The following is a 26,631-nucleotide window of genomic DNA, read 5'->3' on the forward strand; positions in this document are numbered from 1 at the left end:
TCTGTTTTTCCAACCTATTAAACGGTTCTTCTTGTCAACATCGAAACCCCGTAACCAATCAATCCAATCGCCAGAAGAATAATGATCCAGCCCGCTAATTTGCCGACCAGGATGATACCTCCAATCCCTGCAATTAACCAACCGAATTTATTGCCATTCTGAATGCCAATATATCCTAGACCGACCATACCAATCGGGATTAGGTATCCCATCACCGAGCCAATAAAGGGTCCCATGTGAAGTCCCAGCTTGTTAAGCAGAATCAGTGCGCCGAATGCAATTAGCAGTGCGGCTAAGCCTGTATTTCTTTTCATGATTTCGTCACCGCCTTTCGTCATGTGCTGAGCTCTTGTTCATGTCTTTATTCTAGGTAAAATCGCGCCTTTCCAAAACGGACCGTGGACGGTATTTGATACTAGACCTTAGTCGGGGCGCTTCTAAGACCTCTGTTCGGAGCACAAATATAGCGGTGGCAGATAGGCTTCCGTATACATACAATAAGAAGTGATTGGGAAGGGGGCCGAACCAATGCCTTCAGTGGTCTATGGTGGTGTCAAAATTCTAAGTGTGAACTCGGGTTCGAATGTCCAGTTTGGTGATACCGCCTTAATACGGCTATCGAGTAATTCCAAGATTTATGCGGGCGCCAACTCATTTTCCCCGGGGGATAGCTTCGGAAGTGTCCAGAACGTTCTAAACGGCAGTGCCAACACGGTTGATCCGGATCTCATCGATACGAATACCAATAATGTGGTGTAACGCAAAATGAACCCAGGAACAAGTTCCCGGGTTCATTTCTTATTCACGATTAAGCTGCTGCCCTGCGCAACAAGCCATACGCGGCAAGTAAATAAACAGCAAGCAAAGGTACCAACCACCAAAACAACGCTAGATAATGTTGGATGATCCAGGAGAAAATACTTCCCCACATCCCGAATTGGGACAGTAACATAGATCCTCCAGTACCTATTAGAAGCGCTACAACGAAGAAAATTATCATGCCTAACGCTCCGAAACGTCTATGAATGCTGGAAATGGCAAAGCCGAGAAAGTACATTTGCAGCAGGAGAATCAAATACATACCGAAAACCGCGATGGGAGAGATATCTCCCAAAAATGCGACTTTGAAAATATGCAAGCGAACTCCCCATCCACCCGTGCCTTCTTCAATTACTGCCAAAATCACGAGCAGTGCCGCTGTACAGATACTGTAGAGGAAAGTCGTTAAAGCCGTTCCAACGAAATAGTCCTTTCTACGGATGCTGAGTCCCAAAGCAAATGGGAATGTATCCTTGAGGGTCACGGCGCCTGAAACTAACGTGTAAATAAATATGGAAAACAGGCCACCTGTATTCATGGTCTCTTCCTCGCTCAGGGACAGCGCAATGATAAAGCTGATAACAAAGTTCAATCCAAGAATCATCCAAGGGACTATTAACCACGACATTTTATTCCTCATATGAAGCTTAATGACGTTACTTACTCGATTCATACCCGCTCAGACCCCTTTCCCACAAGTGGAGTACGTGTCAGATGCACAATAAGCTGCTGCAGGGATACTGGCGCAAACTCCAGCCCCAGCGACTCCGCTTCTCTCCGTTCATGATCAGTTAAAGCACCAAGAATCGTGGCCGTTGCAGCAGCACCCAAGTACTGACGTTCGAGCACTTCCTTGCCTCTTGAGAACGCGTCTATCGCCGTAGCCAAGCCAGATACTGTGCAAGCGCGGCCGCGCAGCGCATCCGCATCTTCATCAAGAATCAGCTTACCGTCATCGATTACCAATATATGCTCAAGCAGACGGCTTACTTCGTCAATCAAATGCGTAGAAAGAATCACCGTTCGTGGATACTCCGCATAATCCTCCAGCAGGCGGTCGTAGAATAAGGCTCTAGCCACGGCATCCAAGCCTAAATACGGCTCATCAAAGATCGTAAGCGGCGCACGGCTAGCCAAACCAACCACAATGCCAACAGAGGAGAGCATCCCTCTGGACAATTTCTTTACTCTTCTTTTCAGCGGCAGCCGAAAATCCTCAATCAGCGACTTGGCATACGCATCGTCCCAATCTGGATAAAGCGTTTTGGCAATCTCCATCACATCTGCGACACGATAGCTCTCCGGATATTTCTGGCTTTCCTTAATGAAGCAAATTTGATTCAAAACACGGCTATTTTCAAAGGGGTCTTCGCCAAATACCTTCAACTCGCCACTTGTAGCAAACTGCTGGGCTGAAAGGATATGCATGATCGTTGTTTTCCCAGCACCGTTTCTGCCTAGTAAACCATAAATTTTATTCACTTCTACCTTGAAGCTAACATGATCAACTGCTGTTACGTTTCCATAGGACTTCGTCAGCCCGTTTACTTCCACGATGTGGGTCATCACACTTTCCCTCCTCTTCGCACCATTTCAGTTAGCTGCTCCACCGTTATACCTAGCTTTTCAGCTTCTTTCACCATCGCCACAACATACTGTTCATAAAATAATTCTTTTCTCTTCTCCATCAGCTTCGTTCGCGCTCCCTCCGCTACAAACATGCCAATCCCGCGTTTCTTATACAAAATGCCTTGGTCCACCAACAAATTTACACCTTTCGCCGCGGTCGCCGGATTAATTTGATAAAAAGCTGCGAATTGATTCGTAGAAGGTACCTGCGATTCCTCCGGCATTCTTGCCTCAATGATGTCATCCTCAATTCGTTCCGCGATCTGTACAAAAATCGGGCGGCTGTCATCCATCGTCAAACCCATTTCCTCACCACCACATTGGTTAGTTACTCATGTAATTAACCATACAACCAAAGGACTTAATTGTCAACAGGCAACACGTATTTTGGGCAGTCCTTCAAACATAAATCCCCTCCAAACTGGGAATACCACTAGAACAAACCGTCATCTACTACTCACATGAGAGGTAAATCAGCCTATGTTTTTATCTAAAATACGACTAACCTTCGTTGCCCTGATGCTTGTATCAACGTCAGTAGCCGCCTATAGTGCAGAGTCACAAGTACAAGAGGTGCAGAGCGCTGGGAGCCACCATGCCGAAAGCAAAACAAACGAGGCTCCCTCTAACCTGCAGGCAACCCCGTTGTTTTCCTTCTCCGTGCTTAGTGATACTCATATCATGACCACGGATAATGTATCTCAAGTGCTGCTCAGTCGCGCGCTGGCGGATCATCACAAGCTGCGCCCCGAGAGCAAACTGCTCGTCCTCAATGGCGACCTGACCGGGGGCACCGAGGGCGACTATCGCAGCTTGATGGGGCTGCTTGGCAGCCAGCCGCATGCCCCTGTGCACGCGACCATGGGCAACCACGACTACTACGGCGTATGGCGTACGCCGGAGGGTGGCATGGATACATCGAAGATGAATCCAGCCTGGTCCAGTAAGCAAGCGGTTGCGTTATTCGACCGCGTATGGGGCTATGATAAGCCGTATCACGAGCTTATCGTAGAGGGCTACCGCTTCCTCTTCCTTAGCGGGGAAGCGTATCGTGACGTGAACGCATCCAATAAGGAAGATGCGTTCCTCTCTCCCGAGCAGCTCACTTGGCTGCGCGATAGGCTTACGGCCGCGGGCACGGCGGATGCCGGCAAGCCCGTGTTCGTGTTCCTCCATCAGCCGCTGCCGCAGACGCTGGATGGCACGGATCGGGAGCTGGGCGTCGTCCAGCACCAGGAACTTCGGGAGCTGCTTGATGCGCACCCGAACGTTATTTTGTTCAGCGGCCATACTCACTGGAACCTGGAGACGACCAACCAAGTCAAGCAGCTGAAGTTTCTGGCTGCTTCCAGTGCCTCCATCCGCGAGGTATGGAACGCGCAGAACGAACCGGAGACGATTGGCGTCAGCCAGAGTCTCATCGTGGACGTCTACAAGGACCGCGTGGTTATCATGCGGCGTGAGCATACGACGAAGCGCTGGATTGAGCCTTCCATCGCCAAAGGCTACGACGTCAAATAAAAAAAGCCGCACTCCAATCCCCTATTCTTGGGGAAGGAGTGCGGCTTTTTTTCGATTAGTTTGTCGTAGCCGGAGCTTGCGCTGCCTCATCTTTGCTAGGCTTGTCTTTAGGACCGAAGCCTTTTTGCTCGACTTGCTTTTTGATGCTATCTGTCATGCTGTCTTTGATTTTGCTGATCAGATCATCTTCGCTGATGCCTTTGGCAGAAGCCACTTCAGCAAGAGATTTCCCCGCTTCTAGTTCGGTTCTCAGCTCCTCTTGGGTCATGCCCAGAATCTGTGTTACCGCTTCAGGGTTGCCGAAGAATCCAGGGCCAAAACCGCCAGGACCTCGGTGATCGCCGCCTCTGCCTTCAGGACCGCCCTCAGGACGAGTGCTTTGCACTTGTTTCGTAATACGGTCGGATAGATCGGAAAGCATTTTATCCGCTTGCTCTTGTGTCAGCTTGCCAGCAGCAACCTCCGCGTTGACCGCCGTTGTCTCGGCAGCAACTAGCTTCGCTACGAGATCTGCTTCTGTCAGGCCTTTTTCAACCGCGAATGCTGATAACGTTTTTCCTGCCTTTAAAGCTTCCTGCACTGCGCTTGGCTCAACGCTAAGGATGGTTGCTGTTTGCTCAAGAAGTTTGTCTCCACCATGCCCTTTGCCGCCTCGGTTACCACCTGGGAAGCCGCCTTTGAAACCTGTTCCATCAATTTGTTTCGTCAATTGGTCAGAGAGACCACTCACAATCTTGTCCGCTTGCTCTTGCGTAAGTTTACCCGCTGTCACCTGAGCTGTAATCGATGTCGTCTCTGCTGCGACTAGTTTTTGCAGGTAGTCGGCTTTCGTCAAGCCCTTCTCTTCTGCGAATGCGGACAGTGTTTTGCCTGCTTTCAATGCCTCTTGCACAGCGCTTTCCTCAACACCTAGGATCGTTGCTGTTTCTTTCAGCACATTCCCGCCACGGAAGCCTCCGCGATCACCGAAATCTCTTCCTCCCTTGCCTTGACCTGCTTTATGAGTCATGTCGTTCGCGGAAGTGCTTGTTGGTGTAGCTGCAAATGCTTGATTATGTAGGGCTCCAACAAAACCGACACCAAGTACAAAAGAAGCGATTAATGAACCTGTAAGAATTTTTCTGGAGATAGTTTTCATCGTTTGTTCCACCTTTTCTTTCAATTATTTTTGTTTGTTGCTTACAAAACCAAGTATAGATGCCTAACCTGAATTTGATCTGAGTATAAACTGAAGGTTGGTTGAGAAGTTTCTGAGAATTGGCTGAAAAAGGAAAAGTCTTAGGATGCGTGCATGGACAGATTCGGTTGGGGAACTATAGTCCTTTATTTTGCGGGGAATCCGTGTTTCCGCCAGTCAAAGGGAACTGGGGGCTGCTATTTTGCCAATAAGTGCTTGTATGTAAGCTTTTGAAGGTGAATTAGACCCTCTAGTTCCCCCCGAAACTGAAATGAGCTTATTTCGCTCGATTAAGACCCTGTAGTTCCGCTACAAGCGTTGTGGTTTGGGTTGGAGACCGTTTGCTGCGGGGATATGCTAGGGAGGGCTAACTGATAAGCTGCTATTGGCGGGTTTATGGCACTTTAACTAGTTAGCTGCTATTGGTGGGCTTCATGGCACTTTAACTAGTTAGCTACTATTGGTGGGTTTATGGCACTTTGGCTAGTTAGCTACTATTAGTGGGTTTATTGCACTTTAACTAGTTAGCTAATTGTCGGTGGGGGCATATTACTTCAACCGCCAGATAACCGCCTTATGAGCATTTCTATGGGCTAACGGACTGAGGTGACTCTACTTGCTGTTTTGGGGATAGGATTAGCAGCTAACGGACTCACGAGCCGCTAATCGCCATGAAACTTCCTATACCAGTTACAAATCAGTAGATAACGGCTCCTTAGTCCGTTAGCTCCCAAATTCAGCTGAATTTGGCAATATAACGGCTTCTGAGTCCGTTAGAAGTGCTGCCTCCGAGAGAGAGGGGGTTCGGGTTCGGGTTCGGGTTCGGGTTCGGGTTCGGGTTCGGGTTCGGGTTCGGGTTCGGGTTCGGGTTCGGGTTCGGGTTCGGGTTCGGGTTCGGGTTAGTCTGGGGCCTTGGGCTCGGCTTTGGCTTGTAGCCAATCCCCAAAACAAAAAACCTACCCCGGCATCCCGCCGAGATAGGTTCTCATTTCACCCAAGGGAGAATCACTTTAAAGGTGGTTCCCTCTCCCACGATACTATGCACTTCAATCAACCCGCCGTGGAGCTGGACAATCGAATGTGTGATCGATAAGCCCAGCCCGGCGCCGCCGCTCCGTCTTGCACGCGAGGTATCGATGCGGTAAAACCGGTCAAACAAATGAGGAAGATGCTCGGGGGCAATGCCCTCCCCATTGTCATGGATCGCAATTTCAACACCAGTTGGCGTTTGAGTTAGTGTAAGACCGACCTGCCCGGTCATCGGGTGCGTATGCTGCACAGCATTGTGGAACAGGTTAAGCACAACCTGCTTGATTTTATCCGGATCATACAGACATCGGGTCTGGGGCGCTAGGTGGAAGGTAACTTTCCTGTCTCCTGCCAGTAGACGAAGCTGAGGCTCCATCTCATGCAGCATCTCATCAAGCACTCCTTCCGTCTTCTGGAAAGAGGGGGAACGGTCAAGCCGCGCCAGCAAAAGGAGATCCTCGACAAGTTTGTTAATTCTCACAGATTCCCCGTGCATACTTTTTAATGCTTTCAGCAATGGCTCCGGCTGCTGATACGCTCCGCGAAGCAGCACCTCCAGGAAGCCGTGTATGGACGTTAGCGGTGTGCGAAGCTCATGCGAAGCATCTGCCGCAAAACGGCGCATCTGCTCCTTCGCTTCCTTTTCCGCCTCAAAAGACACCTCCAACCGTTCTAGCATCCCATTAAATGAGGCGGCCAGACGATCCATTTCCAACTGTCCTTGATGTGCGGGGAACCGTTCGTTTAGGTTACCTGCATCAATCTGCTTGACCGTATCCACCATGTTGGAGAGAGGAACCAGCGTTCGGCGTAAGACGGGAAGGAAGCCTAGAAGACCAAACACCATGGCTAACAAGGATAGAAAAATAAAGGTCAACAGCTGCTGTACCAGCACATCACGAATCGGTGCAACACTGGTGCTGGCTTGGATAATGCCCTGAAAACCTGGCCCGCCGGGACCGCCCCGGGATCGTTCAGGCTCACCGCCAACTTGATGAAAAACCACTAGCTGCTCATTGCCCTTTTCATCTTTGATGATGCGGTGCTCTAACTTCATTTTTTTCTTTGTCAGAAGACTCAGATATTCCTCTTGGCTTAGTTGTGGCGTTGGCTGCTCAAAAGGTGAGGAGATCAGCTTATAATTCCCTTTGTCATCAATAAAAGCAATCGATAATTCCGATACGAAAATCCGCTCCTGCTCGCCCGTAAGCCCAGGACGGTTATCACGGTTTGAGGGAAACACGGGACTTTGCCCGTCTCCAGCTCCCAAGCCCAGACGCAGCATATTCGGGGGCAGCGCAGCAAGCTGATTGCGGATCGTCTCCGCTTTATTTTGGTACATGAAGCGCTGCATAACCACATACTGAAACACACCAATGAGAAGCAGCAGCACGGAAAGTACCAGTAAGGTTCTAGAAAGCAGTTGAAATTTCAGAGAGCCTGTCACAAAAAGATCGGCAAACCGGCCCTTCCTTTTCATGTCAAATCCATCCGGTAGCCAGCCCCGCGAATCGTGCGAATCAGCTTATGTTCCTTATCGTTCAGCTTATCGCGCAGCGACCGGATGTACACCTCCACAATGTTCTCTTCGCCTCCAAAGTCATATCCCCAAACTTTATCGAGAATCATCGATTTGCTGAGCACAAGCCCATGATTAATCGCCATAAATTTGAGCAGCTCATACTCGGTTGGGGATAGCTCCAGCACTTTGTCATGCAGGCTAATCTCTTTGCGCCGGTCATCCATACGGAGTGGTCCAATGACAACCTCGCCGAACAGGTTTGGAAAATGATTGCGTATCCGCGCATAAATGCGAGCAAGCAGCTCTTCAAAGCTGAACGGTTTGACCATGTAATCGTCCGCACCGATGGTAAGTCCTTTGACCCGGTCATCGATCTCGTCCTTGGCTGTCAGCATGATAACGGCGACATTTTCCGTCTTTTTGATCATACGGCAGACTTCGAATCCGTCCATTCCCGGCATCATCACATCCAGAATCGCGATATGCGGCTGAAATTTATTGCACGTCGTGATAGCGGAAAGTCCATCCGACGCTGTCATGACCTCGAAGCCTTCATTCGTCAGGCCTAATTCTAAAAATTCCAAAATATGAGGCTCGTCATCTACGAGCAGAATTTTGATTCCTTTTAACTGACGCATGGGGTTGTTCCTCCCGGGTTCAATTCGATACAAGACATTTTCTATAGTCAGTATCCCATATCCTGCCTAAAAGCAACCTGAGCACAAGCTGAAAGGTTGCTGAATACTTTTGCCGACAGACCCCAATTCCGCTTGAATCCGAACTTTTCAGTAATTTTTCAGCTAACTATCAATTGAATCTCAGGTAACACTTCTATAATTAAATCATCAAAGTAAGGACACCAAAGAAAAGAGGAAACACTTATGGAGCCATTTGCCCCCTCCTTCCATTCGTTTCATTTCCAATCACTCAGATCTGAGATCGAATTATTGCTCCGCTGTGATGATCAAGAACACACGCTCATTACTAAATTAACTGATGATTGGTTTCGCAATGTCGATAAGCGTTTCAGCCCCACTCTTGCTGACAGTGAAATCTCTCTACTAAATACATTGGCCGGGGAAAATTGCATGGTTTCGAATACGATGTTAGAGGTTCTTTTTTTAGCTGAAATGTACCAAGCTGTAACCGATGGCTATTATAATCCACTCCATGCGAAAGGTTTGCAGGCCGCCGCCCTTCTGGAATGGGAAGTAGATCCCTCTATGAAATCGATTAAGCTCCCCCACAATACCAACATTCATTTGAGAGGGCTGGAACAGAGTTGGGCGGTCAAACGATTAGCTGAATATATGCAAAAAAAGCTTTCCCTAGAGCAAGGATTAATCCTTGCGGGAGGAGAAATCACCGTCTGGGGTCGAAGCTCGCGGGGGATAGATCCTTGGATTATTGGTATTCAAAATCCCTGGCATGCCAATACCAAACTAGGCGCCATCGCTTTACCCGAGGGTTCCCTTTCTACCTACAGTCAATTCGAAGAACCGGATGCAGGCTGCGCCCATGATGTCGTGCAGTGCACGGTTGCCGGCCAGGATCTTGTGGAATGCCAGGTGTGGGCTAGGACACTTGCAAAACTTGGTGTTAATGAAGGGCTGGCGCTACTGGCTAAGCGCACCTCCGTGTGTGAAGCGGTCGTGGTCACTGCCGAACAGGAGCTTCACTATTTCGGGAAAAAAGCCTCTCTCCACCGAAGATGGCTGGATATGCGAATCGATCACTATCACTTTCAGGATAAGGTATCTTAAGTCTCTGGTACCTTTATCCACAAACTTGCGCACATTATCCACATTCTTAAGATGATTTACCCACAAAGATGGTTATTTTATTAACAAGTTATCCACAGGTTGTTAGTAAGAACGAAAACATGATACAATTTTTCAAAAATGAACTAGAGGTATCGTATGAAGTATGATGTCATTGTCATCGGCGGAGGCTCGGCTGGCCTCATGGCCAGTATTGCCGCAAGCCGCCAAGGCGCGAAGGTTCTCCTCCTCGACAAAGGAGATAAACTCGGCCGTAAGCTTGGCATCTCCGGAGGCGGCAGGTGCAACGTAACGAATAACAAAGACATGGATGAGCTTATTCAGCATATCCCGGGCAACGGGCGCTTCCTATATAGTGCTTTGACGCAGTTCGGCAACAAGCACATTATCGATTTCTTTGAAAGTCTCGGAATCCGTCTGAAAGAAGAGGATAACGGACGTATGTTTCCCGTCAGCGACAAGGCCAAAACCGTCGTAGACGCGTTGGTCGGCCAAGTTCGCTCGCAGGGTGTGGAGATCCGGACGAACAGTCCGGTCAAAAGGGTCCTTTTCCAGGACGGCAACGTCCAAGGCGTCCAGCTCCACTCCGGCGAGAAGATGGACAGCCGTGCTGTCATCATCGCCTCAGGCGGATGCTCCGTTCCGCATACAGGCTCCACGGGAGACGGTTATGCGTGGGCTGAGGCGGGCGGGCATACGATCACGCAGCTTTTCCCAACCGAGGTGCCGCTAACCTCGAAGGAAGCTTGGATCCGCAGCCGCGAGCTGCAGGGGCTTTCTTTGCGGGACGTGACACTTTCGGTGTGGAACGCCAAAGGAAAGGCTGTCATCTCCCACCGAGGGGATATGCTGTTCACACACTTCGGGCTATCCGGCCCGATTGCCCTGCGCTGCAGCCAGTTCGTCGTGAAGGAACTAGCCAAAACCGAGCGCAAGGAAGTTCTGCTCACCGTAGATCTCTTCCCTGATCTGAGCATGGATGAGCTGTACAAAGAAAGCATGGCTCTTACGAAGGCTGAGGCCAAGAAAGCAATCAAGAACGTGCTGAAGCCCCTCCTATCCGAGCGTCTGATTCCTATGCTGCTGGAGCGATCCGGTCTGGACGATCAGCTTACACACGACAACATTCCGAAGCAGAAATGGCTCGACATGTGCAAGCTCATGAAAGCCTTTCCCGTGCACATACACGGGACGCTTTCTATTGAAGAAGCCTTCGTCACGGGCGGCGGCGTGCACCTCAAAGAAGTCGACCCCAGCACGATGGCGTCGAAATTGGTACATGGACTTTATTTCTGCGGAGAAGTCCTTGATATTCACGGCTATACAGGCGGTTATAACATCACCGCTGCTTTCTCTACTGGCTTTATGGCCGGCCAAAATGCGGCGCAGCAGTAGGCAGGTGGGGGTCTCTGGCTGTTCCTATCTCGCTCCCTGCCTCTGAGCAGCTCGGATTAACGGTAGTTAATCCAGTTAATTGCCTTGGCTTGAAATAACGGGACGGGAGGATTCCCCGTTCCTATACCCAACTAAAAAGGACCCGCATCCCATGGATGCAGGTCCTTTCATCTTTTTACAAGAGATTAAGCTGTTGCCGCTTCGAGATCATCTTCCTCATCACGATCAAATGACGCGCGGTCGAATTCGCCTTCGGACTCAGCTACAAGCAAAGCTGTAACTGTTGTACCAGTTGCGTTAACGGCTGTACGACCCATGTCGATCAGCGCCTCGACGCCAAGTACAAGACCCATACCTTCCAGAGGCAAACCAAGAGCTGTCAATACAACGGTCGTCGAAATCGCAGCAGGTCCCGGAACACCGGCAACACCGATGGAGGAAATTACGCTTACTAAGATAAGGATAAAATAGTCAGATCCGCTAAGCGGCAGGTTGTAAACTTTCGCTACGAAAATCGCTACAACCGCTGGCCACACACCGCCGCAACCGTTGAAGTTCATTGTCGCGCCGAGTGGTGCTACGAAGCTGGCAATACGCGGTGAGATGCGCAGACGCTTCGTGATAACTTCCAAGTTCACTGGCAGCGTTGCATAGCTGCTTCGTGTTGTAAACGCGACAGCGATCGTCGGATACGCTTTTTTGAAAAACTTAATAGGGTTAACCTTCGCTACGAGAAGGACCAAACCACCGAAAATCAATACGAAATGAATGATAAGTGCTACATAAGAAGTTAAGATAATTTTAGCAAGCGGAGCAAGTGTATCTAAGCCATATTTCGCCGCCATACCTGCGATCAATGCATATACGCCATATGGTGTCAGACGAATAACATACTTAACAACTTGGTGAATCACAGCTGTTGCTGATGTAATGAACGATTTAACAGCTGCTACGCTCTCAGGCTTCTTGGAACCAACGTGTACAATGGCTACAGCCACGAAGATTGCGAAGATCAGAACCGGTACAACTTTTCCTGTCGCCATATCGTTAATCGGGTTGGACGGCACCAGATCCAGAATAACTTGGGAGAACGTCGGAATTTCTTTTGCTTTAAAATCTTTTGGCACAGCCTGTGCAATCCCGTTACCCGGATCGAACGCCAGCGCAATAAGCAAACCAATCACGGATGCAATCCCTGTTGTTAGCAAGAACCAGCCGATCGTTTTCAAACCTAATTTACGAAGCTGACCAAGACTGGATAAAGAAGAAATACTATTAATAACTAGGATAAGGACCAGAGGCATTACGAGCATTTTGATCAAGTTAACGTAAATCGTTCCGATCGTACTTACACTTTTGTACTCCAAATGCAGTTGGTTAAACGCTACACCGGCGACTAGACCAAGACCTAACCCGATGAAAACGCGATTACCAAAGCTTACTCTTTTTCTCCCCAAGAAAACGAGCAAACCAATAATTAATATTGATACGACTAAGCTGACCCAGTTCGATGACAATGCGGTGACTAGGTTATTTTTCACTAGAATCATCTCCTTAATTCCTACGAGCTTACTTGGTTTAATGGAATTAGAATATGACATTAGAAGTTACATGTCAATGGTTAATTTAAAAAAACCTAAAAAAACCGAACTTTACACTCGGAAACCCGAGGTAAAATGCGGTTTTTTCGCATAATATTTAGAAAATAACGAATGAAATTTACATTGTATGCTGATCATGTACGATAGCGACCAAAAACCACTGCCCGCCCGAGTTCTCGAACACGAGCCTTAAACTGGTCCAGTCCATCCCCTGATATTGCGGATCAAGCCCAGGAAAATGATACTCCACGGTAATATATGTCGACGTCGGATAAGTGCTGAATACATTATTAATCATGTTTCCTTTTCCAAGTATCGCGTTATAGCTGATTTGTGGTGCTGCTGCAAAGTCTTGATTATAGACGAATTTATCCCAATAATCCGGAAAAGTAAGATCGATCGGATCGCCAGAGCCGTCGTACTCTCCCCAATGGGTTGTACCGGTATTCGCCCACAGTGCGGCTAGCCCGCTGCCCATAACCTGAACATCACTGGTTGTATGAATGTAGGAATACGGCGAGAACTGCACGCCTTTCTTCGGATGGATCAACTCGGCAAGCTTCGCCATGTCATGCTCTTTCAGCACTTTTATCGTTTCCTTGGCACGCTGCTCGATCGCTTTCTTGGCATCAGCTTCTTTGGCATAAGAGCTTAATGTTGGCGTAGTAGATGGAGTAGTAGTTGGAGTAGTAGTTGGAGTAGTGCTGGGTATTGGTGATGATGTAGAACTCGGACTGGAAGATGTGCTGCTTGTGTTTGTATTTGCTGCCTCCATACATCCTGACATCACACATGCTAAAGCCGTTACCAGAACAATCCCTGCGATGCGCCCTCCCATATGACCCACTCCTCCATATTGCTCGCTTCCTTCTAACTACCAGACGTTTCCAAACCTTCAAATGTTACAGAACCTGAAGTATCTACAATAAAAATAGGCGCTTGCCTTTCGCGCAGACGAAAAGGGCTACCCTAGGTCATGCCTGACCAAATGGACAGCCCCCATCTACTTCGCTTAACTCCGACTCAAAAGCCTGTGTGACAAGACAACCTCATCTCAGATCCGAATACCGGCGCTGAAATGATTATAGTCGTCAGAAGACGGGTCAAAAGCCGCCTCTTCCTCGCTCGGCACGGTATCTGCATCACGCGACGAAGCATAATTGTCAGGCCAATCCTCATTCACAGTGTGCGCCGGGATGCGGATAGAGCCCTCCAGATCATACGCCATAGCGAAGGTATCTGGCTCTGACTGCGTAGGTTGCCGCTCCACTAGACGGCCGCCGTGTGACTGCGCGATTTCGAGCGCTGAGGTCATCTCCTGGTCGTCGAGGTGGATGTGCAGCGTCGTCCGTTCTCCTTCCAGCAGCTCCGGCTTATAGCCGAGCTCCTCCAGGGTATCCAGCGCAAGCAGCGCATCCCGCTCCTTATCAAAACCAAAAAAGATAGGAACAAAGTTCTTCATCGCATAGCATCCTTTCTTCCTCCAAATGAAAAGTCTGCCATTAGCTTCTGCAACTTGTACCCTGCCTATTCTACTTTAACGCTTCCTGCACGAATTTGAGCAGCTCCGCATGGTATTCAGGTACTGCGGCAACGATGTAAGCCGCTTTCCCGTGCTCATCCCCCGCTCCAGCACCAGAAACCTCCGTCCCGCCTAGATGAGCAAGCGGATTCCCCTCGTAATCCGTCACCTTCACACCCGCCTCCTGCGCTAACAGCAGTCCCGCGTACAAATCCTCCCCTTCGGAATTGTATAGGACAATGCCGTGCAGGTCGCCTCTAGCAAGCATCGCCCAAGTCAAAGACGGCGCCCACATACGCAGCACTCTCTTCACCGAATGCTCGAGATGATGCCGGAGCCTTAGTGCCCCGTGATCATTTTTACCGACCGCATGGCCTTGAATCCATGAGATGGTGGATTTCACAAGCGCTCCGCTGGGCTTAGCCGCAAGCTTCGTCCCATCCTGCCAAGCGCCTTCCCCCTGCAAAGCAGCATAATTAAGCCCGAGCGCCGAATCATGGATCACACCGAGTACAATCCGGCCCTGATAGCTGAGCGAGATGGAAACTCCGTAAAGGGGTATCCCGAGAGCGAAATTATTCGTTCCATCCAGCGGATCTACGTGCCAAACCCACTCACTTGCCGCACCGCCTTCACCAGCTTCTTCACTATAAATACGATGGGTTGGAAATACCGCCATGATCTCATCTACAATGAGGCGATCCGCTTTCACATCAACCTCGGTCACCAAGTCACCGCGCTCATCCTTGTGCTGAATCTTGAGCTTACTGCCAAAGTGCTCCCTTGCCAATTCTCCAGCCTTGGACGCTGCTTTCACTGCAACTTCTCTAGCTAATGTCCACTCATTACGATTCATATCCCGGGGCCCCTTTGTACAGACATTATTAAATGTAACCATTTTACCATATGTTCCCTACGAAAGTTGCCTTGTGTGAAGTGCCCTGCATTGACAAGCAGCCTCTTCATAAGTGATAATATAGCAAAATCTTAAGCGATATGAGCAGTCGAAAGGGGCATTACGAGCATGGTAAAGCATCATCAACACAAGATTTTGGATTGTACGATTCGGGACGGCGGTTTGGTGAACGATTGGGATTTTAGCGTGGAGTTTGTCCAAGACATGTATCGCGGCTTAAGTGCAGCCGGCGTAGAGTATATGGAGATTGGCTACAAGAACTCGGAAAAGCTGCTGAAAGGCGGAGCATCCGGTCCATGGAGATTTTTGAATGAGTCTTTCCTGCGTGATGTCATTACCAAAAAGACGGATACGAAGCTATCTGCGCTAGTAGACATCGGCCGTGTCGACGAGAAAGACATTTTACCCCGTGAAGATAGCTTACTTGATCTAATCCGTGTCGCTTGTTATATCAAAGATGTGGACAAAGGTCTTGAGCTTGTTCAAAAGTTCAACGACATGGGTTACGAAACATCTCTGAATATTATGGCGCTTTCCCACGTGATGGAAAATGAGCTGATTGAAGCTTTCGAAGAAATTAATAGAAGCCCCGTTGACGTTGTCTACATCGTAGACTCCTACGGCAGCATGGCTCCTAAGGATATTGATTACCTAGTAACGAAATTCCAGCGCCTGCTTCCTGAGAAAGAGCTTGGCCTGCATATGCATAACAACATGCAGCTTGCTTTCGCTAACACGATTACTGGCGCATCCAGTGGCGTAACCTACTTGGATTCCTCCGTGTACGGCATGGGCCGCGCGGCAGGAAACTGTACGACAGAATTGCTGCTTAGCCATTTGAAAGGCGCGCGCTACGATATTCGTCCTGTACTCGAAATCATTGAGAAACACATGATCACGATGCGTGAGAAATGGGATTGGGGTTACCTCATCCCTTACATGATCGTAGGTGCGCTCGATGAGCACCCACGCACAGCCATGGCGCAACTCAGCTCTGCGGAAAGAAATAACTTTGTCGATTTCTATGACCGTTTGACTTCCGTTGAGACCGTACCTGCTTCTCACAAAGGCTAATTCATTCGCCTAAAGAAACCCCTTGTCAGCTTATTTCCAAGGCATTGCCTTCGGAAGAGCAACAAGGGGTTTTTCGTATGGCCACGAAACGGGTTATTTGATGATTTTGGCTGACACAACGTAATCCTCGGCAAATTCCCGATCAATGAGGAATGTGAAATCCTCTTCGTCCCGGCGAGTGCTCCCCCTTTTGCGGAACACCTCGATATATTCACTGTCAATAAGCTTCGTGCAATCCTCGTCCGTATAAATCAGGCCGCCGTCCAACCGTTTGATCGCTTCAGCCATCACTTCGCGTGACTTTAAACCACCCTCAATTTGCACGTAAACTCTTCCTATCGCATCTTGATCCTGCAGTAAAATCACTACTTTCTGTATAGCTTTGGCGCGGATTCTTTTATTCGGCGATATGCTCATCTGTTCAGCTCCTTTATCGGCATTCTCTGTGCTAGTTTATGTCACTAAGGCTAAACGCGGACTAGGCTAATGATCACACTATGCAAGACTGGGCAGCAAGGAACTGAGCACTCATGTATGTAAAAGTATCTTACCTGAGAAACTAAGACGATGAATTGATGCCGCTGTTCTGGCGGAGCTGGGAGTGAACATTTTTCCGAATGAGCCGCATATTGCTGATCGAGGACGAAGAACGTATCGCCCGCGTGCTGAAGCTTGAGCTTGAGCATGAGGGCTATGAAGTACATACGAAGTCAGACGGGCGCGCAGGACTAGATGCTGCCTTGTCTGGGACCGAGTGGGATCTTATCTTGTTAGATGTCATGCTGCCGGAACTAAACGGTCTAGAAGTGCTGCGCCGTATACGCCAGGTTAATGCTACATTGCCTATTATTCTGCTGACTGCCAGAGATGCTGTGTCGGACAGGGTCAGCGGATTGGATCAAGGCGCTAATGATTATGTGACGAAGCCTTTTGCCACGGTTGAACTGTTAGCACGCATACGCAGCTTGCTACGGCAGCGTAGTCTACAGGATCAGCCGGCTGAGCAGCCCCATTTGCTGAAAATTGATGACTTAACCATGGACTTGAAAAGTAGATCCGTAGTCCGCGAGGGAACTACTATTGAGCTAACCCCGACTGAGTTTGAACTGCTGCGTTTCCTGATTCAACATCAAGATGAAGTCATGACGAGGGAACAGATTATTTCCGAGGTTTGGGGATATGATTTTGTAGGGGACACGAACGTCGTTGACGTCTATATACGTTATCTTCGGCAAAAAGTGGACAAACCTTTTTCCTCCAAGCTTATACAAACTATTCGGGGAATCGGTTATTTGATCAAAGTTGATTCGGCGCAAGCATCCAAAGAAACAGACGAAGCATCGGGTGCTGCCCACAAAGAGAAGTCATTATGAGTCTTAAGCTGAAAATTACCCTTGGCGTTACCGTCGGTCTCATGTTGATTCTTTTTATCAGCTTTACCTTTGCCTACTACATGTTCATTCGGGTTACCACCAAAGGCGAAGCCGATTTGCTCAAAGAAAAAGCAAGGTCGCTGCTGCTAAAAGATTTGCCCAATCACCCTGAGTATTGGAAGGACAATTCCCAGATGGAAGAACTCCTCATCCCTCAGGAAATGCTGCGCTATATCGGCCCGGATTCCAAGGTGATTTATCAAATCTTTTCCGATGAGACGTTAACTCGCTATCCCGTCACCTATGTGAACAAAGATACCATAACCGTAGAAACAGCTTCGGACGGCATCTATGTCTTTGTGAAAATGCCCGTTTTTAAAGAGGGCCATCAGATTGCCACTCTCGAAATCGGCCGCAGTCTGCGTAGATTAGGTCAATATGCGGACATGCTTATCTCTGTCCTCCTTTTGACCTCCACGGGTACGCTGATTCTTGCTCTTGTCGGGGGTTATTTCTATACGAATGTTCTCTTCCGGCCTCTTCAAGACTTCGTATGCACGATGCAAAACATTGAGCAGAGCGGCTCCTTCCGGCATATCAACCTGCCAGCGAAGGCGACGAACGATGAACTGGTGATACTGGGCGCGACATTCAACCGAATGATCGACAGACTGCAGGATATGTTTCAGAAGCAGGAACAATTTCTTGCTGATGCTTCCCACGAGCTGCGCACACCACTGACCATCATTGAGAGCTACGCGAGCTTACTCAGAAGATGGGCTTTCCATGATGAAAAGTTGCGGGAGGAAGCGCTCGAAGCGATTATTTCCGAATCAGCTCAGTTGAAGCAGCTTACGCAAAATCTGCTCTCTCTCACGGACGTTGTTCGTGAAAACTGTGAGCAAGAGGTCACCTTCGACCTGCTTCCTCTCGCCCGCCAAACCGCGGCTTCCCTTCGCATCACATCTGGAAGAGAAATTATAGTGCAGCTCGCTTCGGACTGGCAAGAGCTTCTTATGACGGGTGACTCTTATAAAATTAAGCAGTTACTTATTATCTTGTTAGATAACGCACTAAAATATAGTCAGCAAAAGATCGTTATGCATATCAATCTCACGGAAGATAATTGGGTCATTCTTAAAGTCATCGATCATGGCATCGGTATTGCTGAAAGTGATATCCCCCATCTCTTTGACAGGTTCTATCGCAGTGATAAGGCAAGGAATCGCAAGCAGGGCGGTGTCGGGCTGGGACTGGCAATAGCCCTGCATATCGTGCAGAAGCATAAAGGGACTATTGAGCTTCAAAGCCGTTTGGGAGAAGGGACTACGGTGATTGTGAAGTTACCGGCATCGTGTCAATAAAAATATATTAATAGGATTTTCATCATTCTCTCAGAAAGCGAAGGAAAACCAGGAACAGCATAGTGAAAGGGCTTTCAAGGTAAATATTAGGGTGAATTTCATCTGCTATACTTGAGGCATGTCAAACGTAACAGACATAACGTCACTCAATAGATAAGTCTGGTGAAGCAATATCAAACAACTAAGGTTCTAGGGGGCTACTACGATGAATAAGCAAACCAACTGGTACAAGAAATTAGTCGTTACGGCGTTGACAGTTTCCATAGGACTCTCCACGGGAATGATATCTGCACCTCATCAAGCTGACGCAGCCACAGCTTCAACGACTGCCGCCTCGATCACAGCAACCTCCCGTGGCAACAGCGTCATCAGCATTGGTCGAAACTATTTGGGAACACCTTATCTGTTCGGTTCTAGATCAGGCCAAACGAACACATTCGACTGTTCATCCTTCACCCAATATGTATTCAAGCGCGTAGGCGTCAACTTGCCGCGAACATCTAAGAGTCAAGCTCATGTGGGCAGCTATGTATCTAGAAGCAATCTTCGCGCTGGTGATCTCGTGTTTTTCTCGAATCCGGGCAAGCCAGGCGTCATTAACCATGTTGCGATCTACATGGGCGGTGGAAACCTCCTGCAAACTTACGGGGCAGGCGGCGTACGCATAACGAACATTCATAGCGGAACTTGGTCATCCCGTTACATGACAGCTCGCCGCGTATTGTAAGATTCACACCACACACGATTAACCAAAAACCGTTCTTTAGTAAGATGGGGGTACCTTAGGTACACCACCCCCACTTACGATAGGAACGGTTTTTTTGCTTCAAAGCTGCTAATACCGAATATAGGCTTCCGTATAGTTCTCTTTTAATCCTCTTTTACGCACTTTTATCTGGAGTAAACGCTGCTTGTAACTAACTCTCGCCGATCTTGGAAGCACAAGCGTCGGAAATTTGATAATTCGGCCTTTACCGCTGGTGAATCCCGTCAGCTTCAACTGATTTGATTTTACAAACACGCGAAGTGCCTTAGGATCTTCGCCTTTGGCGATTTTTACTTTGATAATGACATGTTCATGCGTTTCAAAAATTTCTGCACCTGACGGTCCCTGCGAAGAAATGCTTGCATCCATGCCCGGCATAGCTTTTTTCAGCATGTCCTGTACATATCCCTCAACCCACGTCATATTATCTAGAAAGGTCTGCCCTTTTTCAGCGAAAGGCAGCTTTTGCCCGAGAAACTTCTCTACATGATCCCATTTCAGCCAAGGATGGCGATTAAACCCGCTCAAGCCTATCACCTCGTTTTCTCTTGCAGTATATGTGCCTATGCCCTGATGTGACACCAATCTGAAAAACAGATCACCTCTGGGCGAATACCCTCATATACTGAAGGTGTGAGAAGCCTGAAGTCAGGGAGGCCGATATGCCATCTATTGTAGGGAATGTGAAAATCATCAGCGTTGGTTCTAGCTCAGTTGTCCACTTCGGCGATACCTTTATCATCGCACCTAACAGTTCTTCCAAAACATTCGCAGGAGCAGGCTCCTTTAATACGGGTGATTTCCCTCGTGTCTATAATGCATACAGCACTACCATCACTAATGATTCGGATCTCATCGAAGCGAACGCCACCAGCGGAGTGATCGTCTAGAATGAGCGATGTCAAACACAGCGAGGTGTTCCTCTATGAACATGATCATTCACCAAACCATCATGATTCAGCAGCTGAAAGTGAACTCCGTTGCCAACTCCTCTGTGCTTCAAATCGGTACCGCAGGTTCTATCCGCTCCTTATCAAACCTGTATAATACAGGCGGTTTTGTTGAACCTACGCCAGAGCTTGGTTCAAGTGAAGTGAATCCCGTTTCGCTCGTTCGTTTGCCGCCGCCTACCTGATAGCCGCTATGAAGTGACCATCATGCTTGTCATAAAAGGTTTTCTACCGAAACCGGAAGGAGGTGCCATATATGCATAACTCAATCACGTGGCAGCAATGGGCCCAGCAGCTTACCGCCTATATTGACATGCAGAAGCAGCGTATTGATAAGTTGGAAGAAACCGTCACGAAACTGCAATCCGACCTCGATGCTCTAAAAGTCCAAAAACGGGTACACATCGATAAAATCGAATATAATTTCGATCAACTGAAAGTGGAAAAACTGGACGGAACCTTAACCATAGGCATCAGCCCGAGCTCGCTAGATAATGTCGACGACTTCACAGTCAATGGCGCCTCAGTAGGCAAGGATGCTGGGCAATATCCAAATCAAAATCAGAATCCTTTTACCCAGGGACAAGGGATGGGGATAGGGCAAGGTCAGGGGCAAGAACTCGGAATTGGACCTATGCAGACCGATAACATGAGAAAGCAGCAAGGCACTGAAGGGCAAGCCCAACCAGGAGCTGCGATGCAGCAGGACGTTTCGAAAGGCATTGCGCATTATCTGCAATATGGGCTAGAGTCCGATATGCTCAATCTAGAAAACAAATACCAGTACCACTTGGACGAAGATTATAAAGAGCTTATCGTGGACGATATTCGCAAACAATTGGATGCCCGTATCCAGCATTACGTCAATCAATACCGCGGAGTAGGATTTAAAGAACCTATGGAAGCTGTAACGACCAGCATTATTGATAAAACAAAACAAGACATTATCAGCGCAGTTGAAAGCTACATATCAAGTCTGCCAAGAAATGAGGGCTAATTATGATGAACTTACATGTGGAAAACAAGCAAATTTTCGTAGGTGATGTACGCATCGTCGGGGTGGCCAGCTCCTCCGTCTTTCTCATCGGTGACACAGAAGTCATCTCCTTGTCTTCGATGTTCGACACACCTCCGGAATCCGTCATCATCTCGCCATTCGTCCCGCTTCCACCTGAGTTATAAGGATGGCTCGCCTATCCATTGTCGGCTATGTCTATGTGAATTCCATTGGTGCAAGCAGCGTCATGCAGGTTGGAGATAATGTCACCACCGCTCTGGAAAACAGGGTCTTCGCTGTGCAGCGCGAAGTTCCGATTTATTACGGAAATGAAGGCAGCTTCGCAGCTTATCCTTTCTATCGACGCCCTATTCCCACACCTCAACCACCTGAGCCATTTACAATGTGTGTGGATAACTGGGGATCTTTTATCCGGGTGCGGGGCATCAAAGTTCTAGGCATTAATTCCACCTCCGTGCTCCAGATCGGCAGCAACCGTCTGATCGGAAGCGAAGCCCGAATTAAAAACATCCGTCAATTCGTTACCGACAAGCCCGGTCCCCATAAAAAGGAAACCTTTATTAAACTGGGCTCCGAAGACGTCATCGGCGAAGTCCTGCCCGCCATCAAGCCGCCGCCTGGCTTGTAAAGATTACAAATCAAAGAACCGCCCCCACCCTACTCGGTGGAAGCGGTTCTTTGGCGTGCTCACTTCGTGAGCAGCGGCTGCGCGCGGCTTAGCAGCGCAGCCATCTCCGCGCGCGTCAAGGACGCGCTAGGGCGGAACGTGCCGTTCGCGTAGCCGTCGACAAGGCCATTGCTGCTCATCGCAGCAATAGCCTCCGACGACCAGCTGCCTGCCGGCACGTCAGAGAAGCTCTTCGCAGCGGCTGAGCCGCTCTGCGAAGTCAAGTGCAGAGCGCGGGAGAGCAGCATGCTCATCTCCTCCCGCGTAATGATCTGATCCGGTGCGAAGCGCTCGTCGCTGATCCCTTGGATCAGCCCGCTGCTCTTCGCGATCCGGATATCCTGCCAGGCCCAGTGGCTGGCAGGCACATCCGTGAACGAGGCGCTGCTGGCTGCCTCGCCTTGCAAGCCCAGCGCGCGCACGATGATCGTCGCGGCTTCTGCTCTTGTGAGTGCCGCGTCCGGCGCGAACCGGTCTGCGGCAGTGCCTAGCATCCAGCCGCGGTTCGCAGCGGCGAGTACAGCCTCTTTCGCCCAGTGCTGCTGTACGTCTGTGAAATAGAAGCCGTCAGCCCATAGACCATAATAATCCCAGGTATCCGCTGTTTCCTGATTGAGACTCCAGCTTCCAGTACCTTTCAAATTATACTTGCTGACCAGCTTCAACTTCGCTTTCAACGATTGTTCGTTCTCAAACCAAACCGTGTAATCGCCTGGCTCTAGGTTATTGCCGTTAATGCTAAACGGCTCATCCGTTGGACGAATTGTAAAAGAGGCAACGGGAGACTGGCTAGCGGTGTCGAAACGAACCGTGCCCCCATACGTTTGGGTAAGCTTGCTTAGAGTTTGAGCAGACACGCCTGCTCCGTTATCAGCAGCATTTTGATTCCAATACCTTCCGTAAAACGGTATCCCGAGCACGATTTTATCCACAGGGGCTTGTGAAATCGCATATTGAATCGACTTCTCTACAAAGGGCAAACTAGCCACAGGTCCAGGCGTCGTGTCGCCAGGATAGCTTTCGTCATAAGCCATGACCATTAAGTAATCACTAACAGCGGCTAACGCCTTATAATCATACAGACCTGTCCATCCTTGTGTTGTACCCGTTGGATTAGCCGCCACTGCGACGGAAACTTCCTTATCACCGCTTAGTTTTTCGCGAATGATTTTCACCAGATCGGTGTATTTATCCCGGTAAGCGGCATCCACATTTTCGATATCGAATTGAATCCCATCGAGGTTGTTATCCTGAATGGCCTTAACAATTTGATCCGCCAGCGCTTCGCGATTATCGATCGCTTTCTCTCCAAGTGACCGATCAAAATCATTGCTAAGAAACGGAACAACCCGTTTTCCCCTCTGATGCATGTCTGCAATGAAAGAAGCTAGCAGGGAATCGGATAGTTCCAAGCTGCCATCTGTGTTTAAATGAAAATAGCTAGGAGCAACAACATCGAGCGTTTGCCCACTTTTGTCCACTTGTGATGTATACGTACTCGGATTTCCAAAATACATATATGACATATTGAATTTACCCTGCTCCGAACTAGCTTGGGCCAGAGCATCGTGAGGTTCTGAGCTTGCTGCTATCGTCAGTATCCCCGCTGCTGCTAGTATAGCAACGAATTTACGCCATCGCTTGTTCGTCGGCATTTACACTCATTCCCTTCTCTAGCAATCTCTGAAATCGTCATTACTCTATCATCTTAGAAAGCGCATTAAATCGCTAGTTGTAAATATTGGTGAACGCAAAAAAACCGCTATACAGCAGGCTATTGCCCCTATAGCGGTTAATTGAAAAGTCTCTATTCGTCTATCGTTTCTTGATAAAATTGGAAGTGGTTTCGGCCCTTGCTCTTCACTTGATAGAGCGCGATATCCACTTCTTTCATCATTTGCGATGCGTCCGCCTTGTCTGCGTTATACATCGTAATTCCCATGCTGACCGTAGCTCTAAACAGATGGCCTAGAACATCCCATGGCTGATCCACGCCATGCAGGATTCGCTTAGCCACGCTATTCACATGCTCCCCGCAATCTACGGACGGCAGCAGAATTGCGAATTCATCTCCACCCATCCGGGCAAATAAATCGACCTCGCGAAGGCAGCCTTGAATACGATTGGCAAAGTTCTGCAAGAAGGCGTCGCCCACATCGTGACCCATCGTGTCATTGATCATTTTAAAATCATCGATATCTACATATAAAAGCGCGAAAGGCCTATTCGTTCGTTTAGCCTGCAAAAACATTTGCTGCAATTGCTCCTTGAACAGCCGCCGGTTAGGCAAACCCGTCAATGGATCATGGAAAGCCATGGCGATTAGCCGGCTCTCATGATTCTTGCGCAGCGTAATGTCGTTAAGCATGAAACAAATCTCTGTGAGGTTTCCTTCCTCATTACAAATCGGTATCGCGGTACATTCAAACCAGTTGAAGCTCTCACTGGTCCCTTTCATACGAAACTCCAGCTTACTGCTGCTGCTCGTCTGCAAGGTTTTGATAAACATTTTATGGATATCCATCCGATATTCAGAATCGACAAAGTCTACAATTTGTTGAAAATCCTCAGGGATAAGGCCGATCACGGGGTTAAAGCTCTTGGACGCATAGGTTAAATTTCCATGAATATCGAACATGCAAAACAAATCCCAAGCCCGCTCAATAAATTGGCGTACGAAGTTATCCTTCTGCAACCATGGATGTGTGACCGAATTCAAATCAGTCGAATGACTCATTACTTTCGTCGCCCCCTTCTCTACTCATGCATAGAGACAAGGGTAGATTAGCATGGGAACATAAAGATTTCATAAAGGCAAGCTAAAATTTGCGTCAAATAAAGCTTGTTTTCGTCCATTTTCTTCCTTTTTTGCTAAAGTTCGCGCTAGCAATAGGGCAAAGTACCCTCTTTCTACTAGAAACCACACCAAATCTCGCGATCTGTCAATAAAAGGATAGAAATTTTTAGGAGAATCGTTCTATAATGAAGGTAATATTTGTGAGCGGATTCTCCGCTCCCATCATGAGCCGTTCCGTTACCGAGGAGGATTTCTAGTATGGCAGGAGAAACAATTTTAGTCGTGGATGATGAACAAGAAATTGTGCAACTGATCCAACTCTATTTAGCAAGAGAAGGATACAAAGTCATCAGCGCCAACAATGGACAAGATGTTTTTGAGATCGTTAAGGAATATAAACCCGATCTAATTGTTCTGGACATTCTGCTGCCAGGACTTGATGGCATAGAAGTTTGCCGACAGCTCCGCAAAACCAGTAATACGCCAATTCTGTTCATCTCCTGTAAAAGCGAGGATATCGATATCATTCTTGGACTCAGCATGGGCGGCGACGATTATATGACGAAACCTTTCAGCCCTAGTCAGCTTGTTGCAAGGGTGAAGGCCCTTCTACGCCGCAATTCGATCCGCGAACAGCATCAGGATGATCCGCAGTTGGTGAAGTTTCCTGGTCTTGAGATTGATCTAGTGAGCCACATCGTTCGTGTGAATGGGCAGACCATCTCGTTATCCGCCAAAGAATTCGATTTACTTTCCCTTATGGCCAAGACTCCTAACCGAGTTTACAAAATCGAGCATTTGTTTGAGCTTATCTGGAGCCTGGATAGTATGGGTGACCCGCGAACGCTCATTGTACATATCAGCAATCTACGCAAGAAAATTGAAGTGAATCCGGCTGATCCTCGGTACATTATCACTGTACGCGGTGTCGGCTACAAATTTAACGGTTCTGCGGTCTAGAACAATCGCTCCCACCAAGCGGAGAAATGATTCTGCAGAGGCACGGCGGCTGCCGCTATAACAAGAGCCGGAAGCATATTAGCAACATTTATTTTTCTAATTTGAAGAATGTTGATGCCTACGCCAATTACCAGAATACCGCCAACGGCTGTAATTTGAATGATCATCGCATCCAGTGACGCTTGGCTAAATGCCATGGCGATCAAAGTTGCGGCCAATGCAATCGTTCCTTGCATGATGAAAACGGATACGGCTGAGAAGATCACACCTACGCCTAAAGTTGAAGCGAAGATAATGGATAGGAAGCCATCCAGCAACGCTTTCGTGTACAAAATATCATGATTATGCCGCAAGCCGCTGTCCAGCGGACCCAGAATCGCCATAGCTCCGATGCAATAGATCAGCGTGCATGTTACGAAACCTTCGGATACGCTGCCGTGGTGTTGCGAAGAGCGTTTGTGCATTTGCGCCTGCAGCCAGTCACCAAGCTGACCTAACCGGTATTCGATGCGGAGCAGTTCTCCCAGAATGCCTCCGATGACGACGCTTAAAATGACTAGTACAATTTGACTCGATTTCAAAGCCATGGTAATCCCCAGCACAGTAATTGCGAGGCCTAGGCCCTGCATGACTGTGCTTTTTATGCCTTCCGAGATACGCGGCAGAAGCAGCCCCAATAATCCCCCTAGGATAATGGCGGCAGCATTCACGATCGTTCCCCATAATGCCATTCTGTTCATTTCCTTTCTG

The 26,631-nt window shown here is 48.5% G+C and carries 30 protein-coding genes; 14 read left to right on the forward strand and 16 right to left on the reverse strand.

The annotated features are described in order from the left end of the window. Positions 1 to 17: 17 nt before the first annotated feature. Positions 18 to 314 (reverse strand): LiaF transmembrane domain-containing protein, encoded by a 297-nt coding sequence (locus AC58VC_RS29090; RefSeq protein ID WP_497373967.1) that lies wholly within the window; start codon positions 312 to 314, stop codon positions 18 to 20. A gap of 214 nt (positions 315 to 528) precedes the next feature. Here AC58VC_RS29090 and AC58VC_RS29095 point away from each other — a divergent pair, with 214 nt between their 5' ends. Further along, complete coding sequence (locus tag AC58VC_RS29095; RefSeq protein ID WP_145669084.1) at positions 529 to 759, forward strand: spore germination protein; 231 nt, start codon at positions 529 to 531, stop codon at positions 757 to 759. A 49-nt stretch (positions 760 to 808) separates the two neighbouring features. Here AC58VC_RS29095 and AC58VC_RS29100 read toward each other — a convergent pair whose 3' ends face one another. Genes AC58VC_RS29100 through AC58VC_RS29110 form a run of 3 tightly spaced genes read right to left on the reverse strand, consistent with a single transcriptional unit; the run spans position 809 to position 2,753 of the window. Continuing rightward, the gene (locus AC58VC_RS29100) at positions 809 to 1,492 is read right to left on the reverse strand and encodes a hypothetical protein (protein WP_497373969.1); all 684 of its coding nucleotides are present in this window, start codon (positions 1,490 to 1,492) and stop codon (positions 809 to 811) included. Further along, positions 1,489 to 2,385 carry an ABC transporter ATP-binding protein gene (locus tag AC58VC_RS29105; RefSeq protein WP_497373971.1) on the reverse strand — a complete coding sequence of 299 codons (897 nt, stop codon included), beginning with the start codon at positions 2,383 to 2,385 and terminating at the stop codon, positions 1,489 to 1,491. The genes AC58VC_RS29100 and AC58VC_RS29105 overlap by 4 nt, the downstream gene beginning before the upstream one ends. Then, positions 2,385 to 2,753 (reverse strand): GntR family transcriptional regulator, encoded by a 369-nt coding sequence (locus AC58VC_RS29110; RefSeq protein ID WP_127458717.1) that lies wholly within the window; start codon positions 2,751 to 2,753, stop codon positions 2,385 to 2,387. Before AC58VC_RS29110 ends, AC58VC_RS29105 begins: the two co-directional genes overlap by 1 nt. A gap of 175 nt (positions 2,754 to 2,928) precedes the next feature. Between AC58VC_RS29110 and AC58VC_RS29115 the strand changes: the two genes are divergently transcribed. Next, the gene (locus tag AC58VC_RS29115) at positions 2,929 to 3,969 is read left to right on the forward strand and encodes a metallophosphoesterase family protein (RefSeq protein ID WP_497373973.1); all 1,041 of its coding nucleotides are present in this window, start codon (positions 2,929 to 2,931) and stop codon (positions 3,967 to 3,969) included. A gap of 55 nt (positions 3,970 to 4,024) precedes the next feature. On the opposite strand, the gene AC58VC_RS29120 is transcribed toward AC58VC_RS29115, so the two are convergent. The 3 genes from AC58VC_RS29120 to AC58VC_RS29130 all read right to left on the reverse strand — a co-directional run bounded on the left by AC58VC_RS29120 (position 4,025) and on the right by AC58VC_RS29130 (position 8,335). Beyond that, positions 4,025 to 5,107, reverse strand: coding sequence for a hypothetical protein (locus tag AC58VC_RS29120; RefSeq protein ID WP_497373975.1), 1,083 nt, complete (start codon positions 5,105 to 5,107; stop codon positions 4,025 to 4,027). 1,024 nt (positions 5,108 to 6,131) lie between these two features. Further along, positions 6,132 to 7,655 (reverse strand): sensor histidine kinase, encoded by a 1,524-nt coding sequence (locus AC58VC_RS29125; protein WP_497373977.1) that lies wholly within the window; start codon positions 7,653 to 7,655, stop codon positions 6,132 to 6,134. Next, positions 7,652 to 8,335 carry a response regulator transcription factor gene (locus AC58VC_RS29130; protein WP_145669100.1) on the reverse strand — a complete coding sequence of 228 codons (684 nt, stop codon included), beginning with the start codon at positions 8,333 to 8,335 and terminating at the stop codon, positions 7,652 to 7,654. Before AC58VC_RS29130 ends, AC58VC_RS29125 begins: the two co-directional genes overlap by 4 nt. Before the next feature lie 243 nt (positions 8,336 to 8,578). On the opposite strand from AC58VC_RS29130, the gene AC58VC_RS29135 reads away from it, so the two are divergent. Together AC58VC_RS29135 and AC58VC_RS29140 are read left to right on the forward strand one after the other, a co-directional pair. Then, a complete protein-coding gene (locus AC58VC_RS29135) occupies positions 8,579 to 9,460 on the forward strand; it encodes an FAD:protein FMN transferase (RefSeq protein ID WP_497373979.1) in 882 nt (293 codons plus the stop codon). Between the two features lie 156 nt (positions 9,461 to 9,616). Then, entirely contained in the window at positions 9,617 to 10,873 is a 1,257-nt protein-coding gene (locus AC58VC_RS29140) for a BaiN/RdsA family NAD(P)/FAD-dependent oxidoreductase (RefSeq protein WP_497373981.1), read from the forward strand. 185 nt (positions 10,874 to 11,058) lie between these two features. Here AC58VC_RS29140 and AC58VC_RS29145 read toward each other — a convergent pair whose 3' ends face one another. The 4 genes from AC58VC_RS29145 to AC58VC_RS29160 all read right to left on the reverse strand — a co-directional run bounded on the left by AC58VC_RS29145 (position 11,059) and on the right by AC58VC_RS29160 (position 14,852). Then, complete coding sequence (locus AC58VC_RS29145) at positions 11,059 to 12,414, reverse strand: dicarboxylate/amino acid:cation symporter (RefSeq protein ID WP_497373983.1); 1,356 nt, start codon at positions 12,412 to 12,414, stop codon at positions 11,059 to 11,061. A gap of 178 nt (positions 12,415 to 12,592) precedes the next feature. Continuing rightward, entirely contained in the window at positions 12,593 to 13,312 is a 720-nt protein-coding gene (locus AC58VC_RS29150; protein WP_497373985.1) for a hypothetical protein, read from the reverse strand. A 216-nt stretch (positions 13,313 to 13,528) separates the two neighbouring features. Then, positions 13,529 to 13,936 carry a hypothetical protein gene (locus tag AC58VC_RS29155; RefSeq protein WP_497373987.1) on the reverse strand — a complete coding sequence of 136 codons (408 nt, stop codon included), beginning with the start codon at positions 13,934 to 13,936 and terminating at the stop codon, positions 13,529 to 13,531. 70 nt (positions 13,937 to 14,006) lie between these two features. Beyond that, positions 14,007 to 14,852: an inositol monophosphatase family protein gene (locus tag AC58VC_RS29160; protein WP_497373989.1), complete on the reverse strand. Its 846-nt coding sequence runs from the start codon at positions 14,850 to 14,852 to the stop codon at positions 14,007 to 14,009. 168 nt (positions 14,853 to 15,020) lie between these two features. On the opposite strand from AC58VC_RS29160, the gene AC58VC_RS29165 reads away from it, so the two are divergent. Continuing rightward, positions 15,021 to 15,986: an aldolase catalytic domain-containing protein gene (locus AC58VC_RS29165; RefSeq protein ID WP_497373991.1), complete on the forward strand. Its 966-nt coding sequence runs from the start codon at positions 15,021 to 15,023 to the stop codon at positions 15,984 to 15,986. Between the two features lie 93 nt (positions 15,987 to 16,079). Here the strand turns inward: AC58VC_RS29165 and AC58VC_RS29170 are convergent, their stop codons facing one another. Continuing rightward, on the reverse strand, positions 16,080 to 16,403 hold the full coding sequence (locus AC58VC_RS29170) for a hypothetical protein (RefSeq protein ID WP_497373993.1): 324 nt from the start codon (positions 16,401 to 16,403) through the stop codon (positions 16,080 to 16,082). A gap of 200 nt (positions 16,404 to 16,603) precedes the next feature. Between AC58VC_RS29170 and AC58VC_RS29175 the strand changes: the two genes are divergently transcribed. From AC58VC_RS29175 to AC58VC_RS29185, 3 genes are all read left to right on the forward strand, one after another. Next, positions 16,604 to 17,359, forward strand: a complete 756-nt coding sequence (locus AC58VC_RS29175; protein ID WP_497373995.1) for a response regulator transcription factor — start codon at positions 16,604 to 16,606, stop codon at positions 17,357 to 17,359. Continuing rightward, a complete protein-coding gene (locus tag AC58VC_RS29180; RefSeq protein ID WP_497373997.1) occupies positions 17,356 to 18,723 on the forward strand; it encodes a sensor histidine kinase in 1,368 nt (455 codons plus the stop codon). The genes AC58VC_RS29175 and AC58VC_RS29180 overlap by 4 nt, the downstream gene beginning before the upstream one ends. 205 nt (positions 18,724 to 18,928) lie before the next feature. Continuing rightward, a complete protein-coding gene (locus tag AC58VC_RS29185; RefSeq protein ID WP_497373999.1) occupies positions 18,929 to 19,450 on the forward strand; it encodes a C40 family peptidase in 522 nt (173 codons plus the stop codon). Positions 19,451 to 19,558: 108 nt separating this feature from the next. Here AC58VC_RS29185 and AC58VC_RS29190 read toward each other — a convergent pair whose 3' ends face one another. Further along, entirely contained in the window at positions 19,559 to 20,017 is a 459-nt protein-coding gene (locus AC58VC_RS29190; RefSeq protein WP_497374001.1) for an Hsp20/alpha crystallin family protein, read from the reverse strand. 134 nt (positions 20,018 to 20,151) lie between these two features. Between AC58VC_RS29190 and AC58VC_RS29195 the strand changes: the two genes are divergently transcribed. The 5 genes from AC58VC_RS29195 (at position 20,152) to AC58VC_RS29215 (ending at position 22,085) form a co-directional block, all read left to right on the forward strand. Next, positions 20,152 to 20,379: a spore germination protein gene (locus tag AC58VC_RS29195; RefSeq protein WP_497374003.1), complete on the forward strand. Its 228-nt coding sequence runs from the start codon at positions 20,152 to 20,154 to the stop codon at positions 20,377 to 20,379. A 35-nt stretch (positions 20,380 to 20,414) separates the two neighbouring features. Next, positions 20,415 to 20,624 (forward strand): spore germination protein GerPB, encoded by a 210-nt coding sequence (locus tag AC58VC_RS29200; RefSeq protein WP_145667757.1) that lies wholly within the window; start codon positions 20,415 to 20,417, stop codon positions 20,622 to 20,624. Between the two features lie 71 nt (positions 20,625 to 20,695). Continuing rightward, positions 20,696 to 21,436: a spore germination protein GerPC gene (gene gerPC / locus AC58VC_RS29205; protein ID WP_497374006.1), complete on the forward strand. Its 741-nt coding sequence runs from the start codon at positions 20,696 to 20,698 to the stop codon at positions 21,434 to 21,436. A gap of 5 nt (positions 21,437 to 21,441) precedes the next feature. After that, complete coding sequence (locus AC58VC_RS29210) at positions 21,442 to 21,621, forward strand: spore germination protein GerPD (RefSeq protein WP_497374328.1); 180 nt, start codon at positions 21,442 to 21,444, stop codon at positions 21,619 to 21,621. 2 nt (positions 21,622 to 21,623) lie between these two features. Continuing rightward, on the forward strand, positions 21,624 to 22,085 hold the full coding sequence (locus AC58VC_RS29215; RefSeq protein ID WP_497374008.1) for a spore germination protein GerPE: 462 nt from the start codon (positions 21,624 to 21,626) through the stop codon (positions 22,083 to 22,085). Positions 22,086 to 22,144: 59 nt separating this feature from the next. On the opposite strand, the gene AC58VC_RS29220 is transcribed toward AC58VC_RS29215, so the two are convergent. Together AC58VC_RS29220 and AC58VC_RS29225 are read right to left on the reverse strand one after the other, a co-directional pair. Then, positions 22,145 to 23,779 (reverse strand): S-layer homology domain-containing protein, encoded by a 1,635-nt coding sequence (locus AC58VC_RS29220; protein WP_497374010.1) that lies wholly within the window; start codon positions 23,777 to 23,779, stop codon positions 22,145 to 22,147. A 152-nt stretch (positions 23,780 to 23,931) separates the two neighbouring features. After that, positions 23,932 to 24,861: a diguanylate cyclase domain-containing protein gene (locus AC58VC_RS29225; protein WP_497374012.1), complete on the reverse strand. Its 930-nt coding sequence runs from the start codon at positions 24,859 to 24,861 to the stop codon at positions 23,932 to 23,934. Positions 24,862 to 25,179: 318 nt separating this feature from the next. Between AC58VC_RS29225 and AC58VC_RS29230 the strand changes: the two genes are divergently transcribed. Then, positions 25,180 to 25,881 carry a response regulator gene (locus AC58VC_RS29230; protein ID WP_145667767.1) on the forward strand — a complete coding sequence of 234 codons (702 nt, stop codon included), beginning with the start codon at positions 25,180 to 25,182 and terminating at the stop codon, positions 25,879 to 25,881. Here AC58VC_RS29230 and AC58VC_RS29235 read toward each other — a convergent pair. Continuing rightward, complete coding sequence (locus AC58VC_RS29235) at positions 25,878 to 26,612, reverse strand: DUF554 domain-containing protein (RefSeq protein ID WP_497374014.1); 735 nt, start codon at positions 26,610 to 26,612, stop codon at positions 25,878 to 25,880. The two genes, AC58VC_RS29230 and AC58VC_RS29235, sit on opposite strands and share 4 nt — an antisense overlap. Positions 26,613 to 26,631: the final 19 nt, after the last annotated feature.

The sequence above is a fragment of the Paenibacillus sp. J22R67 genome (assembly GCF_059692175.1).